This window comes from Micromonospora sp. URMC 103, assembly GCF_051386435.1.
Lineage (GTDB): Bacteria > Actinomycetota > Actinomycetes > Mycobacteriales > Micromonosporaceae > Micromonospora.
Genome location: NZ_JBPQTR010000005.1, coordinates 1,309,015 through 1,322,206, shown reverse-complemented (window position 1 = coordinate 1,322,206; position 13,192 = coordinate 1,309,015). Strand labels below are relative to the sequence as shown.

Annotated in this window: 13 protein-coding genes and 1 riboswitch; of the genes, 9 read left to right on the top strand and 4 right to left on the bottom strand. The window is 76.4% G+C overall.

Features of this window, described 5'->3' with window-relative positions; translation table 11 throughout:
* Positions 1-6 precede the first annotated feature (6 nt).
* Positions 7-981 (top strand): DUF559 domain-containing protein, encoded by a 975-nt coding sequence (locus ACSNOA_RS19205; protein WP_436660151.1) that lies wholly within the window; start codon positions 7-9, stop codon positions 979-981.
* A gap of 112 nt (positions 982-1,093) precedes the next feature.
* Here the strand turns inward: ACSNOA_RS19205 and ACSNOA_RS19200 are convergent, their stop codons facing one another.
* A complete protein-coding gene (locus ACSNOA_RS19200) occupies positions 1,094-1,903 on the bottom strand; it encodes a hypothetical protein (protein WP_436660149.1) in 810 nt (269 codons plus the stop codon).
* A 147-nt stretch (positions 1,904-2,050) separates the two neighbouring features.
* On the opposite strand from ACSNOA_RS19200, the gene mptB reads away from it, so the two are divergent.
* From mptB to ACSNOA_RS19180, 4 genes are all read left to right on the top strand, one after another.
* Complete coding sequence (gene mptB, locus ACSNOA_RS19195; RefSeq protein WP_436660148.1) at positions 2,051-3,469, top strand: polyprenol phosphomannose-dependent alpha 1,6 mannosyltransferase MptB; 1,419 nt, start codon at positions 2,051-2,053, stop codon at positions 3,467-3,469.
* Positions 3,466-4,773, top strand: a complete 1,308-nt coding sequence (locus ACSNOA_RS19190; protein ID WP_436660146.1) for a glycosyltransferase 87 family protein — start codon at positions 3,466-3,468, stop codon at positions 4,771-4,773. The genes mptB and ACSNOA_RS19190 overlap by 4 nt, the downstream gene beginning before the upstream one ends.
* A gap of 49 nt (positions 4,774-4,822) precedes the next feature.
* On the top strand, positions 4,823-5,272 hold the full coding sequence (locus ACSNOA_RS19185; RefSeq protein WP_436660145.1) for a ribonuclease domain-containing protein: 450 nt from the start codon (positions 4,823-4,825) through the stop codon (positions 5,270-5,272).
* Positions 5,273-5,394: 122 nt separating this feature from the next.
* Complete coding sequence (locus ACSNOA_RS19180; RefSeq protein WP_436660143.1) at positions 5,395-5,760, top strand: barstar family protein; 366 nt, start codon at positions 5,395-5,397, stop codon at positions 5,758-5,760.
* Between the two features lie 104 nt (positions 5,761-5,864).
* Here ACSNOA_RS19180 and ACSNOA_RS19175 read toward each other — a convergent pair whose 3' ends face one another.
* Positions 5,865-6,593 carry an HD domain-containing protein gene (locus tag ACSNOA_RS19175; protein WP_436660141.1) on the bottom strand — a complete coding sequence of 243 codons (729 nt, stop codon included), beginning with the start codon at positions 6,591-6,593 and terminating at the stop codon, positions 5,865-5,867.
* Positions 6,594-6,685: 92 nt separating this feature from the next.
* On the opposite strand from ACSNOA_RS19175, the gene ACSNOA_RS19170 reads away from it, so the two are divergent.
* On the top strand, positions 6,686-7,843 hold the full coding sequence (locus tag ACSNOA_RS19170; RefSeq protein WP_436660140.1) for an FUSC family protein: 1,158 nt from the start codon (positions 6,686-6,688) through the stop codon (positions 7,841-7,843).
* Positions 7,844-7,882: 39 nt separating this feature from the next.
* Here the strand turns inward: ACSNOA_RS19170 and ACSNOA_RS19165 are convergent, their stop codons facing one another.
* Together ACSNOA_RS19165 and ACSNOA_RS19160 are read right to left on the bottom strand one after the other, a co-directional pair.
* Positions 7,883-8,587: an alpha/beta hydrolase gene (locus tag ACSNOA_RS19165; RefSeq protein WP_436660138.1), complete on the bottom strand. Its 705-nt coding sequence runs from the start codon at positions 8,585-8,587 to the stop codon at positions 7,883-7,885.
* A gap of 90 nt (positions 8,588-8,677) precedes the next feature.
* Complete coding sequence (locus ACSNOA_RS19160; protein WP_436660136.1) at positions 8,678-9,667, bottom strand: LacI family DNA-binding transcriptional regulator; 990 nt, start codon at positions 9,665-9,667, stop codon at positions 8,678-8,680.
* Between the two features lie 150 nt (positions 9,668-9,817).
* Between ACSNOA_RS19160 and ACSNOA_RS19155 the strand changes: the two genes are divergently transcribed.
* From ACSNOA_RS19155 to ACSNOA_RS19145, 3 genes are all read left to right on the top strand, one after another.
* Positions 9,818-11,095 (top strand): MFS transporter, encoded by a 1,278-nt coding sequence (locus ACSNOA_RS19155; protein ID WP_436662374.1) that lies wholly within the window; start codon positions 9,818-9,820, stop codon positions 11,093-11,095.
* A 73-nt stretch (positions 11,096-11,168) separates the two neighbouring features.
* On the top strand, positions 11,169-12,065 hold the full coding sequence (locus ACSNOA_RS19150) for an aldo/keto reductase (protein WP_436660134.1): 897 nt from the start codon (positions 11,169-11,171) through the stop codon (positions 12,063-12,065).
* Between the two features lie 346 nt (positions 12,066-12,411).
* The gene (locus ACSNOA_RS19145; RefSeq protein WP_436660133.1) at positions 12,412-12,747 is read left to right on the top strand and encodes a hypothetical protein; all 336 of its coding nucleotides are present in this window, start codon (positions 12,412-12,414) and stop codon (positions 12,745-12,747) included.
* A 47-nt stretch (positions 12,748-12,794) separates the two neighbouring features.
* Positions 12,795-12,971, top strand: a riboswitch (cobalamin riboswitch).
* Positions 12,972-13,192: the final 221 nt, after the last annotated feature.

Sequence of the window (13,192 nt, the reverse complement as noted above, 5' to 3'; positions counted from 1 at the left end):
GCCGTCGTGGATCCGGTGCTGCGGGAACTCGTCGAGCGCGGCGGAGGGCTCGTGACCCGTACGCTCGCCGGGCAGGTCGTGCCCGAGTGGACGCTGCGGCGGGCGTGCGCCCGCGGCGACCTCGTCCGCGTGCTGCCGGAGGTGTACGCGGCCGCGAATCTGCTGCTCCCGGCCACGCCGGAGGTGCCCCTCGTGAGCCGGCTCGACCCGGTCGTCGGCCACCGGGCGGCACTGGCCTGGGCGCGCGGACGCGCGGTCCTCAGTCACCTGAGCGCCCTCGACGCGTGGGGACTGCACCGACAGACCGTGGGCGCGCCGCTGCACCTGGCGGCACCCGTCGCGGCGGGCATCCGGACGCGACCCGGAGTGGTCGTCCACCGGCTGCGCGGCCTCACGCGGGAACCGGGTGAGGTGCGCCGGCGCGGGGGATTAAGTGTCCTGCGCCTGGAACGGACCCTCGTCGACTCGTGGCCGCTGCTGCCGGCCGCCGACCGTCGCGCACCCGTGATCCGGGCGGTGAACGACCGGATGACCACGCCGGAGCGGCTCGTGACCGCGCTGGCGGATGCGCCGAGGATCGCCCACCGCGCCGACCTCCGTACGCTGCTCAGGCGGCTCGCCGAGGGGTGCCGCAGCCCGCTGGAGATCTGGGGTCACGAGCGGGTCTTCACCGCCCCCGGCATGCCGCGCTTCCGCCGGCAGGCACGGGTACGCGTCGGGCGCCGGACGATGTACCTCGACCTCTTCGCCGAGCGCGAGCGGGTCGACGTGGAACTCGACGGCGCCGCGAGCCACGGCGATCCTCGGCAGCGCGAGGTGGACCTGCGTCGCGACGCGCTGCTGGCCACCGTCGGCATCCTGGTGGTCCGCTTCTCCCACCGCCGGCTGGTCCACGAGTCCGACGCCGTCCGCCGGGAAACGCTGGCCATTCTCGCGACACGGCGCGACGCTCCGCGGCGGGACCCGATCGCTGACGGCTGAGCGCGTCGCCGCCCGGCCGCCGCACACGAGACCCGAACAGTGACGCCTGAGCGCGGCCCCTCCCGGCGTGTCGGGTCGCCCAACCGTCATCGATCGTGGAGCCCCAGACCAATCAGGGGCGGCGCTGCTGCGGCGGGGGATCGGTCGTGTGGCGTGTGCGGGGGCGCTGGGCGAGCAGGTCGTCGATCCACTCGGCGGCCGCCTCGTGCGCGGCGAGCATGTGCCGGCGGGCGTCGGCGAAGTCCGGGTCGGCGCCGGTGGCGTCGAGGTGCGCGCTCAGGAGCGCGATCCACCGCCGGCTGAGCCGCTCCGCGTACTGAACCTGCCGCAGGTGCTCCTCCCACTCGCACTCGAGCTCCACCAGCCGGTCGACGTGCGGCTGGAGCGCTTCCCGGACGCGGTCGTCGAGCCGTACCGACACGTCGGGCTGGCAGGTGATGGCGCCCCGCCGGTACGGCCACGGGCCCTGCCGGCGCAGGTCGCGTATGAGCTGCGCCTCCAGGGCGGCCGCGCGGTGCGGCGCGAGGTCCCGGGCCGCGTCGGTGGCGAGGCGGGTCAGCCGCTGGACGGCGTGCGGGGTGAAGTAGCGGGCGTACCAGCTCAGCGCCTCGGCGCGCACGCTCGTCGTCGTCGACGACCAGGCGAAGGTGACGTGGAGGTGGAAGCTGTACACGTAGCCGCGGGCGGGGACCGAGATCACCGTGGGCGCGTCGCGGTGTTCGACGAGCGGACCGGGCGGGGGCTGAGTGGGGTCGGGCCGCGCCGGCGCCTCGTCGCCGAGCGAAGCGACGAGGCGCTCCCACGCTCGGTGCGCCCAGCGGCCGGTCTGAACGCCCGCGTTCCGCGCCTTGGTCAGGCCCCGGGAGCCCCACTGTTGCCAGCGCGCCGTGGACGTCGGTCGCGGATCGGGGGCGTCCGTCATGCCACCCCTCCTCGTCACGGATCCGCGTCCTCACGCTAACAACGGGTAGCCGATCCGCCCGTCGCCACGCCGACGCGACACCGGCCCGTCGTCTGGTGATCGTCGGTCGGCCGCGTACCGGTCAGCTCGCGCCGACATCCTGCCCGGGTGCGGAAACGGCCGACCGTCGTCGGGTACCGGCTGCTCGGCGGTGTGGGCGCCACGCTGCTGGCCGGTGCCGGCATGGCCGTGGGCGCCCTCCCGGTAGGCGCCGAGGCGTCCTGGTGGAGCGCCCTGCGACAGCTCGCCGGTCCGGCGCTGCTCGGCGGGTACGCCGGACTGACCCTGCTCGCGGCCGCCTGGTGGTGGGCGGGGCGGGCGCAGCGCGCCGGCGCCCCGGGCGCGGCGCTCGACCGGCGCTCGGCCGCGATCACGCTGGCCTGCTGGGCCGGCCCGCTGCTCGTGTGCCCGCCGCTGTTCAGCCGCGACGCGTACAGCTACCTCGCGCAGGGCGCCATGGTGCTCGCCGACATCGACGTCTACCGGCACGGCGTCGCGGCGCTCGGCGGTGGGCTCGCCGGCGAGGTGCCGCAGATGTGGCAGCACACCCCGGCGCCGTACGGGCCGGTGTTCCTCGTCCTCGCCGCCGCGGTGTCCGCCGCGACCGGCGGCAAGCTGGTGCTCGGCGTGCTCGCGCTGCGGCTGGTGGCGCTGGCGGGGGTCGCCGTGCTGGTCGCGTACCTGCCCCGGCTCGCCCGGCACTGCGGCGTGGACCCGGCCGCCGCGCTCTGGCTCGGCGTGCTGAACCCCCTCGTGCCCCTGCACCTGGTCGCCGGGGCGCACAACGAGGCCGTGATGCTGGGACTGCTCGTGGTGGGGATCTGCCTGGCCTTCGAGCGCCGGTTCGGCGCCGCCGCCGCGCTGGTCACGCTCGCGGCGCTGGTGAAGGCGCCGGCCGCAGTGGGCCTGCTGGTCGTCGCGTCCCTCGCGGCGCGACACACCGGACGCCGGGCCGCGGTGGCCCGCACGGCCGGCGTCGCGGTCGGCACCGCGGCCGCCGTCACCTGGGCCACCGGCATCGGGTACGGCTGGGTCGGCGCGCTCGGCACACCGGCGTACCGGCACAGCTGGTCGATCTCCAGCGCCCTCGGCCGGTGCGCCATGCGGTTGGCCGGCTCGCTGGGAACGGACCTCGGGGACGCGCCGATGCGGCTCTGCCTCGGCCTCGGGCTGCTCGCCGCGCTGGCCGCCGCGGGCGCCGCGTGGTGGCAGCGCCGCCGGCTCGGCCCGGCGTACGCCGTGGGGCTGGTCCTCGCGGCGGTGGCGCTGCTCGGCCCCGCCACCCGGCCCTGGTACGCGCTCTGGGGGCTGGTCCTCATCGCGGCGGCCGCGCCAGACGGGCGGGCCCGACCGGTGGCGGCGCTCGGCGCCGTGGTGCTGGCGTTCGTGGCCCTGCCCAGCGGCTTCGGGCCGGACGGGGCGCAGGCCGCCCTCGCCGCGGCGGGCGTCGTCGCGGGGCTCGTCACGGTCGGCTCGCTGCGGCTGCTCACCGTCCCGGGCCGGTTCGCCGAGGCGGTGGCGCGGTGACCGCCACCCCGGCCCGGGCCGACCGCACCGGCTGCCGCGTGCTCCTCGTGGGCGGCCTGGCGACGGTGATCGGGGTCCTCGTCGCCGTGCTGCCGGGGCACCGCGGCTGGTTCGACGTGGGCGTCTACCACGGGGCGATCGGGCACTGGGTGCACGGCGGCGCGCTCTACGACTGGACCACCGCGAACGGGTACGGCTTCACCTACCCGCCGTTCGCGGCCGTGAGCATGCTGCCCATGGCCGCGCTGGCCTGGTACCCGACGATCGCCGTGAACCTGCTGCTCACGGTGGTGGCGACCGCCTTCCTGCTGGCGCTGCTCGTCGACCCGCTGGCCCGCCGGGAGGGTTGGAGCCGCTGGTACGCGTTCGGGCTGGCCGCCTGCCTGCTCGCGGGGCTCAACCCGGTGCGCGACACGATCAGCTTCGGGCAGGTCAACCTGCTGCTCGTCGCGCTCGTCTACGCCGATCTGTGGCTGCTCGAACGGGGTCACCGGGCCGCCGGCATCGGCATCGGACTGGCGGCGGCCATCAAACTCACCCCGGCCGTCTTCGTCGGCTACCTGCTCGTGACGCGGCGCTGGCGGGCCGCCGCCACGGCCGCCGGCGCCTTCGTCGCCGCCACGGTGCTGGCGGCCGCCGCGGCGCCGGGCGCCTCGCGCACCTTCTTCACGGAGGCGCTCTGGGACACCGACCGGGTCGGTCAGCTCGCGTACGTGTCGAACCAGTCCCTGCTCGGGCTGGTGGCCCGGCTCCACCCGGAGCACCCCGACCGGCCGCTCTGGCTGGCCCTCGTGGCCGCCACGCTCGCCGTGTGGATCGTCCGCGCCCGGCGGGCCGCGCGGGCGGGGGACGAGCGGGCCGGGTTCGCGCTGACCGGCGTCGTCGCGTGCCTGGTGAGCCCGGTCACCTGGGTGCACCACCTGGTGTGGCTGGTGCCCGGGCTCGTGGTGGTCGCGGCGGCCGCGCTGCCGAGGTCCCCCACCCACCCGACCGCGCCGACCGACCTGGCCGACCCGACCGCGCCGACCGACCCGACCGACCCGGCCGCCCGCCGCCGGCTCCGGGCGGGCGTCGCCGGGTACGTGGTGCTCTCCAGCGGCGTGGTCTGGGTCTTCGCGAACAACTCCACCGGGCCGCTGGGGTTCCTCGGCGGCAACGCGTACCTCTGGGTCGCCGTCGGGATGCTGCTCGCGCTGCCGATCCGGACGCCCGGCCCCCGGGCGGATCATCCACCGTTCACCGGACATTGTGGAGCGATTACCTCCGGATCACTGTCCGGACCGACCGGTCAGCGGCCAGAATGAGGCGGTCCGCCAGCGAAGCGGATCTATGGCTGAACCGTCTGGAGGCAGTATGCCCACCCCCGCGTCCCCGGTCACGACGCCCGGCGTGACCCGCCGGCTCCCCGCCACGCTCGCCCTGCTCGTCGCGATGGTCGCCGCCGCCCTCGTCGGCCCCTCGGTCGTGTCGCCGACGCTGACCGACTCCGCGTCCGCCGCGGTCTACGGCTCCTGCACGATGACGCGCTGCGCGGACGCCCGCACGGCCCGCTCCGGCTGGGCCGCCAAGGGCTTCCCGACCACCCGCGGCTGGTACTCGTGGAGCGGCGGCCTGTCCAACTTCGCGGGCGGGCGGTACTACAACTACGAGGGCGAGCTGCCCGCCAACGCCACCTACTACGAGTACGACGTCTACCCGCGCCAGCAGGGCGCGGCGCGCGACGCGTACCGGATCATCGTGAACAAGAGCACCGGGGCCACGTGGTTCTCGCCGAACCACTACGGGGACTTCTACCGGCTCTGAACCGCTGACGTCCGCCGGGGCGAGCCGGGGTGCCGGCCCGCCCCGGCGGCCGAACCCGCCGCCGGCCGCCCCGACGGCCGAACCCGCCCGCGCCCGCCGCGCCCGCTCGACGAGGAGACCCGATGCCCGACCAGGACGGTGCGCGGTCGCCGGCATGGCTGACCGTGGCCGGGAACGACGCGACCGCCGATCCCGCGGCGGTCGTGGTGCCCGGCTCGGCCAGCCGCACCCGCGGCGGCCTCTTCGCGGCGCTCGCCGACGCGCTCGCGTTCCCGCGCCACTTCGGCCGCAACTGGGACGCGCTCTCGGACGTGCTGCGCGACCGGTTGGCCGCCGGGCCGCTCACCCTGCTCGTCGACGACGCCGGCCAGCTGCTCGCCGACGAGCCGGCCGAGCAGTACGACCGCTTCGTCGCCGTGTTCGGTGACGTCGCGGCCGACGCGCCCCACCCGCTGCGGGTCGTGCTCCGGCGGGGGCCGTCGGCCTGACCAGCGGGCCTCAGGAATCCCTGGTCAACCGCCGGACCTGCTCCACCAGCACGCTCCTCGATCCCGCACGGCACGACCGTCCGGCGCGGCGGCCCGACCGCCGGTCAGTGCTGGTGGGCGGGCTGGTCAAGGATGGCGCTGAACCGCTCCTCGGCCAGGTCGAGCTGGGCGAAGATGTGCCGTTTCACGGGATCCGACAGCGGGGTGTCGGGCCGGCCGATCAGCTCCCGGAAGACCGGCACCAGCGGCCGGTACTTGGTCGCCGAGGTGACCACCTTCGGCCCGACGGTGTGGATCACACCCACCCCGTTGTCCGTGAAGTCGGAGACCTTGATGACCCGCGCCCACGGCTCCCGGTCCAGGCTCGCGGCCACGTGCTCCCGGTACTGCGTGTTCCGGTCGCGCCCCGGCTCGTACGGCGGGTTCGTGACCGCGGCGACCAGGCGGGCGACCCGCGGGCCGAACCGCGCCGCCACGGTGGCCAGCGCCGCCGCCGTCGGGTCGGCGGCCGCGGCGTCGCCGGCCAGCTCGACCGGGTGGTCCTCCACGGCGTCGTGCAGCAGCCCCGCGACGATCACGTCCACGTCGCGGACCTGGTAGTGGTGCATCATCCGGATCGCCACCCGGAGCAGGTGGTTGAGGTACGGCTCGCGGACCCGGCGGTCGTCGCGGTGCAGGTCGGCGGCGAGGTCCAGCGCGGCGGTGAGGCGTTCCCGGCCCGGCTCGTCGAAGGCCTGGATCTCCAACCGGAAACGTGCCAGCAGGCCCGGTTCACCGTGGATCTCGGTGATCGCGTGCATCGGCATGGTGGCCAGGTACGGCGGGAACTCCATGCGTCACTTATAGCCGATCTTCACCACGGCCCCGGCCCGCGCGCCGCCGGTGTGGCCCGGTGGGCCGGGCCGCCGGCCGATGCTAGACGATCGTGAGGGATCCGGGAGACGGCGAGGAGGTGGCGATGATCCGGTGGGGCTGGTTGCGGGACGCCGCGTCCCGCCTGCGGCGGGGTTGGCGGCCCGTGCTGGAGGCGACGGTCGCCGCGACCGTCGCCTGGATCCTCGCCACCCGGCTGGTCGGGCACCCGCAGCCGTTCTTCGCGCCCGCCGCCGCGTTGATCGTTCTCGGCCAGGCGCGCGGGCAGCGCCTGCGCCGGGCGGTCGAGGTGGTGCTCGGGGTGGCCGGCGGCGTCCTCGTGGCCGACCTGGTGATCCAGGGGCTCGGCCCCGGCACCACCTGGACCGTCTTCACCGTCATCCTGCTCACCGTCGCCCTCGCCGCGGCGGTCGGCGCGACCGGGGTGACCCTCGTCCAGGCCGCCGTCTCCGCGCTCTACCTCGTGGTCGTCGCGCCGCCCACCGAGGGGCTCGTGCCGTTCCGGTTCGTCGACGCGCTCGTCGGCGGCGCGGTGGCGCTCGCCGTGAGCCAGCTGGTCGACGCCCGGCGCCCCCTCGCCCCGCTGGTCGCCGAGGTCCGCGGCACGTTCGACGAGATGGCCGGGCTGCTCACCGACATCGCGGGCGCGCTGGACCGGCACGACGAACCGGGGGCGCTCGCCGCGCTGCGGAAGGCCCGCGGAATGGACGCCCGGGTCGACCGGCTGCGCGACGAGGTGCTGGCCGCCGGCGAGGCGCTCTGGCTCAACCTGCGCCGGCGGCGGCACCTGGGCCGCCTGCGGTCGGTGGACAGCTCCATCCGCCAGATCGACTACGCCGTACGTAACGTCCGGGTGCTCGCCCGGGCCGGGGTGACGCTCAGCCGGCTGTCGTCGCCGGTGCCGGGGGACCTGTGCGTGGCGCTGCGCTCGCTGGCCGAGGCGGTGGGTGCGGCCGGGGAGGCGCTCGCGGCCGACCTGGAGGGGCGCGACGAGGTCGCCGAGCGGCACGCGGAGCGGGCGGACGCGGCCGCGCTGGCCGCCGTACGGACCGCCGGCGGGCTCTTCACCCCGGGCCAGACCCTGCCGCTCATGATGATCATCGGTCAGGTGCGGGCGACCGCCATCGACCTGCTCCGGGGCGTCGGCGCCGAGGACGACGCCGTGGTGCTGAGCCGTGTCGACCAGGCCCTCGGCCTCCCCCCGGTCTGAGCCACCCCGCCCGCCGTGAGCGGGTGGCGCGCGGCGGGGTCAGGGGAGGGTTTCGAGCCAGTCGGCGGCGGCGTCGCGGATCTCCGCAGGGATCTCGTGGCCGCCCGGGAACTCGCGGTAGGCCACGTCGTAGCCGAGGCCGTGCAGCCGGGGCACCAGCCGGCGGCTGCACACGTCCACCGGCAGGACCCGGTCGTCGACGCCGTGCGAGACGAAGACCCGCGGCCGGCCGTGGGTGACGAGCGGCGCCGCGAAGCCGGGGGAGAAGGCCACCACGCCGGAGACCAGGTCGCCGTTGGTCAGGCCCAGCGACAGGGCGTACGACGCGCCGTCGGAGAAACCGCCGAGCACCACGTCACGGACCGGGTAACCGGCGAAGACCGACTCCAGCAGCGCGTCGATGCGGCGTACGTCGACCCCGAACCCCTCGACGATCAGGTCCCAGGTGCTCGTTGACGCCTGCGGCGCGACCAGCAGCAGATGGTGCGCGTCGGCCACGGGGAGCAGCAGGTCCAGCCCCTGGCGCGCCGAGCCGCCCGCCCCGTGCAGCAGCACCACCAGCCGGTACGGACGGTCCGCGGCCGGCGCCGGCGCGTACAGCAGGGCGAGCAGCCCGCCGTCGGCGTCGGTCAGCGGCACCAGGCCCGCCGTGGATGGACCGACGGGCGGGCCGGGTCGGGCCGTGAGCCGGCCGTGCCGGGGGTTCTCCTCCGGCTGCCGGTGCGGCGGCGCGGGTTCGGACACGGGTCACCGCTCCTCGCTGTCGGCGGGTGTGCGCGGCGGTTACCCGGCCGGTCGACGCTTAACCGCCCGCCCCGCCCCGGCGCTCGACGGTCAGGCGCTGTCGCGTGGCACGAGGGCGGACGGGAAGAAGGTCGCCGGTGGGTGCGGGCGCCGGTCGAGCACCGCCTGCGCGGCGGCCGCGGCGATGCGCCCGACCGGGTGGCTCGCCGTGGTGAGCGCGGGCGTGCTCAACTCGGCGAGCGGGATGTCGTCGAAGCCCGCCACCGCCACGTCGCCGGGCACGCGGACGCCGCGCCGGCGCAGGCCGGCGATGACGCCGAGCGCCGTCGGGTCGCTGGCCGCGAAGATCGCGTCGGTGTCCGGCCAGCGGTCGAGCACCTCCCGGGCCGCGGCCCGCCCCCGGGTGGCCGTGAAGTCGCCGCGCACCAGGCGTACGGGCAGGCCGGCGTCGCGCACCAGATGGCGGTACGCGCGCACCGACCGCCCCGCGCAGCGCAGCCACCGGGGGCCGGTGACCATGGCGATCCGCCGCCGGCCGGTGGCGTAGAGGTGGCGCAGCACGGCCGTGGCGCCACCGCCGTTGTCGACGTCGAACGAGGGCACCGCGGCCGAGCCGATGCCGATCGACACGACCCGCCCGCGCAGTGACCGGGGCACGGCGTCGAGGACCGGCTCGGTGGTGTTGACCAGCACGATCCCGCAGACCCCGCGGTCGAACGCGAGCTGGCGCAGCGCCTGCGGGGCGCGCCGCGGCAGCCAGTGCAGGGCCACGCCGAGCCCGTGCGGCGTGCCCACCCGGGCGGCGGCGGCCACCACCCGGTCGACGTACGGGTCGTCGAGGACCGCCGAGGTGGTGCCCGTGACGGCCACGGCCAGCCGGACGCCGGCACCGTGGACCAGCGCCCGGGCGGCCGCGTTGGGGACGTAGCCGAGCCGATCGACGGCCCTCACCACCCGGTCGCGTGCCTCCGTCGAGGCGAAGCCGGTGCCCGCGATGACCCGGGACGCGGTCGAGCGGGACACCCCGGCGGCCCGGGCGACGTCCTCCAGCGTGGCCGGGCGCTCTCCCGCTGCGGTCATGGCGGACCTCCGTACGTGCTCGTCGTGCCTCTCCGCGCATCATCCCCCGTGGGTGTGACGAGCGGTACGGCCGGAACCGGGTTGTGGTGAGAGCGTTCTCAGGTGTCCGATCGAGCCGAGCACCCGTCCGAGGAAGGGACCGAGACCTTCGTGAGCGCCGCCACCGCATCCTCCGCCGACCCGGCGACCGCGCCGTCCGCGCCCCGGGCGGTCCGGGTCGCCCGCAACGGGGTGGCCATCGTGTTCACGCTCAACGGCCTCGCCGTGGCCACCTGGTTCTCCCGGGTGCCGGCCGCCCGGGAGGCGCTGGACCTCAGCGCCGGTCGGCTCGGGCTGCTCCTGCTCGCCGTGTCGGCCGGCGCGCTGCTCGCGATGCCCACCGCCGGCCTGCTCAGCCAGCGCCTCGGCGCGGTCCGTACGGTCGCGCTCTCCACGGCGGTCGTCGCGCTCGGCCTCACCGCGGCCGGGCTGGTCGCGGGCATCGGCGGCCCGGTGCTCGGGGTCGCGGCCGGCCTGTTCGCCTTCGGCTACGGCTCGGGCACGTGCGACGTGGCGATGAACGTCGAGGGCGCCGCCGTCGAGCGGAGGCTGGGCCGCACGATCATGCCCCGCTTCCACGCCGCCTGGAGCCTCGGCTCGGTGGCCGGGGCGGGCCTCGGCGCCGGCGCCGCCCGGCTCGACGTGCCGATGGGCGCGCACCTCACGGCCGTCGCGGTGGTGGTCCTGGCCGGGACGCTCCTCGGCGTCCGGCTCTTCCTGCCGCCGGCCGAGACCGGACTCGGCGCGTCCGCGCAGGCCAGCCCCGCCGGCCGGCGGCGCGCCCTGCTCGCCGCCTGGCGGGAGCCGCGCACCCTCCTCATCGGCCTGCTGGTGCTCGTCATGGCGTTCACCGAGGGCAGCGCCAACGACTGGCTGGCGGTCGCCTTCGTCGACGGTCACGACCTCAGCGAGGCGGCCGGCGCCGCAGTGTTCGGCGTCTTCGTGGCGGGCATGACGCTCGGGCGTACGGCCGGCACGATCGCCCTGGACCGCTGGGGCCGCGTGCGGGTGCTGGCCGTCACGATCGTGGTCGCGGCGGCGGGCGCCGCCCTCGCGGTCCTGGCCGGCTCGGGGCCGGTGGCCATCGTGGGCGTCGCGCTGTGGGGACTCGGCGCGTCGCTGGGCTTCCCGGTGGGCATGAGCGCCGCGGCGGACGAGGAGGACAGGGCGCCCGCGCGGGTCAGCGTCGTCGCGGTGATCGGTTACACCGCGTTCCTCGGCGGCCCGCCCCTGCTCGGCATGCTGGGTGACCGGGTCGGCACCCTTCAGGCGCTGCTCGTGGTGCCGCTGCTGCTGGTGCCGACGCTCGCGCTGGTGCCCGTGATGCGCCCGATCCGCCCCGCCGACCCGGCTGGGGCGGGCCAGGGGCGCCCAGGAGATCAACAGTAGCCGCCGCCGGCGACGGCCGGTATCGGGCGCGCGGCCGACTGCGCGGCGCCCGGCCGCTGGCTAGGGTCGCCGGATGCCTACCGACGAGATCACCGCCGCCGCCGCGGGCACCTGGACACTCGGGGACCGCACCGTCAACCGGATGGGCTTCGGCTCCATGCGGATCACCGCCGACCCGGACCCCGTCCGGGCCGTCGCCGTCCTGCGTCGGGCCGTCGAGCTGGGCGTGAACCACATCGACACGGCCGCCTTCTACGTCTCGCCCGGCGGCACCCTGGGCGTCGGGACGGGGCCGGCCCGTTACGCGACCGAACTGATCCGCGCGGCGCTCGCCCCGTACCCCGAGGATCTGCTGATCGCCACGAAGGTCGGCCCGGGGTACGACCCGGACAGCGGCTTCACCGAGGCGCTCACGCCGGCGCGGCTGCGCGCCCAGGTCGAGGAGAACCTGCGCCGGCTCGGGCGCGACCACCTCGACCTCGTGAACCTGCGCCTCTACCGCCGCCCCGGCCCCGTTCCGGTGGCCGACCGCTTCGGCGCCCTGGCGGAGTTGCGGGACGCCGGCCTCATCCGGCACCTCGGGCTCGCCAACGCGCGTCCGGAGCACCTCGACGAGGTCCGCGACATCGCGCCGGTCGTGTGCGTGCAGAACGCGTACGGTGTCGACGCCTACCGGGAGGAGGACGACTTCGTCCGGCTCTGCGGCGAGCGGGGGATCGCGTACGTGCCGTTCTTCTCGCTGGCCGGCGCCCGCCGGGAGGCGGGGGCGGCGGCCGAGGGCAGCGCGGCGGTGGAGGCCGTGGCCCGCGCCCACGGCGCCACCCCGCACCAGGTGCGGCTCGCGTGGACCCTGCACCAGGGGCCGCACGTGCTCGCGATTCCCGGCACGGGCGACCCGGAACACCTCGTGGCGAACGTCGCCGCCGGCGGGCTGCGGCTCACGCCGGAGGACCTGACCCGGCTCGGCTGACCCCTGGCCCGGTGCGGCGGCGTGGACCGGCGCTGGCAGCCTGAGCCGGCGCTGTCGGCTTGGACCCGGCACTGCCAGCGTGACCGGCGCTGTCGGCGCAGCCCCGGCCCGCCGCCGGCGAGCCTGATGCCTCAGAGGCATAAATATGACTCTGAGGCATCACGCTCGCGGGGAGACCGGCCCGGCCGAGAGGGCCGTCGGCCGGGCACCGCGCCCGGGAACGACCGCCGACCGCGTCAGTCGCGTAACCACACGGCGGTGGTCAGCCTGCTCCCATCCCGCTCGCAGCGTTCTGCCAGGTAACGGTGCTGAACTGGGGGTGGAAGGCTGAGGAGAGGAGCTGGGCATGGGCTTGTTCAACCGGCGCTCCCGCGCCGCCGACGGTACCCCGACGAAGCTCGACCGGGAGGCGACCCGGGACGACCTCGCCGCGTTGGAGGCGTTCATCGCGAGCCGCCGCGGCGTCGAGTTCTACCTGGAGCCGGAGACCACCGCGACCGACACGACCGTCGTGGCGATCGCCGACGACGGCGAGTGGATCCGGCGCCGCACCGGCTCGCCCCGGGCGGCGGCCGCCATCGCGCGGCGGCACGCCGTACCGCTGTACGAGGCCGCCCGCACCGGGTACCCCGACCGGATGCGCGCCTGGAACCGGGCCCACCCCGAGCGCCGAGCGCGCTGACCGCGGACCCGCCCCGAGGCCGCGTTGACCGGCGCGGACGGGTGTGGCAGCATTCGCGGCCTGACGGCAGTGAAGGAAGCCGGTGCGATTCCGGCGCGGTCCCGCCACTGTCACCGGGGAGCGATCCCCCCTCGTGAGCCACGGCCGCGCGTGCGCGGTTGGAAGGCCGGGGGTGAGCGTCGATCCGGGAGCCAGGATACTTCGGCCGTCGGGACGTGACCCCAGGGCGTGGACACCCGAGGAGGACCCGATGACGCACCGCGTCCCGCGTGCCGCCGGCGATCGCCGGCCCCGGCCCGCATCCCACGGCACCCGCCGGCCCGACCGCGCCCTCCGCTGATCCGCGCGCCCCGTCGCCCCGCCCCGCCCGGTGGCGGGCGAACCGTCGCCGCCGAGCCGGCCCGTCGAGCCGCGACCCGCTGACCCCCGTTCTCCGCCCGGCCGC

Coding starts and splice junctions, on each gene's coding strand:
- ACSNOA_RS19175 (WP_436660141.1), bottom strand. CDS start 6,593: ATGGAGTTCCCGCCGTACCTGGCCACCATGCCGATGCACGCGATCACC.
- ACSNOA_RS19185 (WP_436660145.1), top strand. CDS start 4,823: ATGCCCACCCCCGCGTCCCCGGTCACGACGCCCGGCGTGACCCGCCGG.
- ACSNOA_RS19200 (WP_436660149.1), bottom strand. CDS start 1,903: ATGACGGACGCCCCCGATCCGCGACCGACGTCCACGGCGCGCTGGCAA.
- ACSNOA_RS19180 (WP_436660143.1), top strand. CDS start 5,395: ATGCCCGACCAGGACGGTGCGCGGTCGCCGGCATGGCTGACCGTGGCC.
- ACSNOA_RS19150 (WP_436660134.1), top strand. CDS start 11,169: ATGCCTACCGACGAGATCACCGCCGCCGCCGCGGGCACCTGGACACTC.
- ACSNOA_RS19160 (WP_436660136.1), bottom strand. CDS start 9,667: ATGACCGCAGCGGGAGAGCGCCCGGCCACGCTGGAGGACGTCGCCCGG.
- ACSNOA_RS19145 (WP_436660133.1), top strand. CDS start 12,412: ATGGGCTTGTTCAACCGGCGCTCCCGCGCCGCCGACGGTACCCCGACG.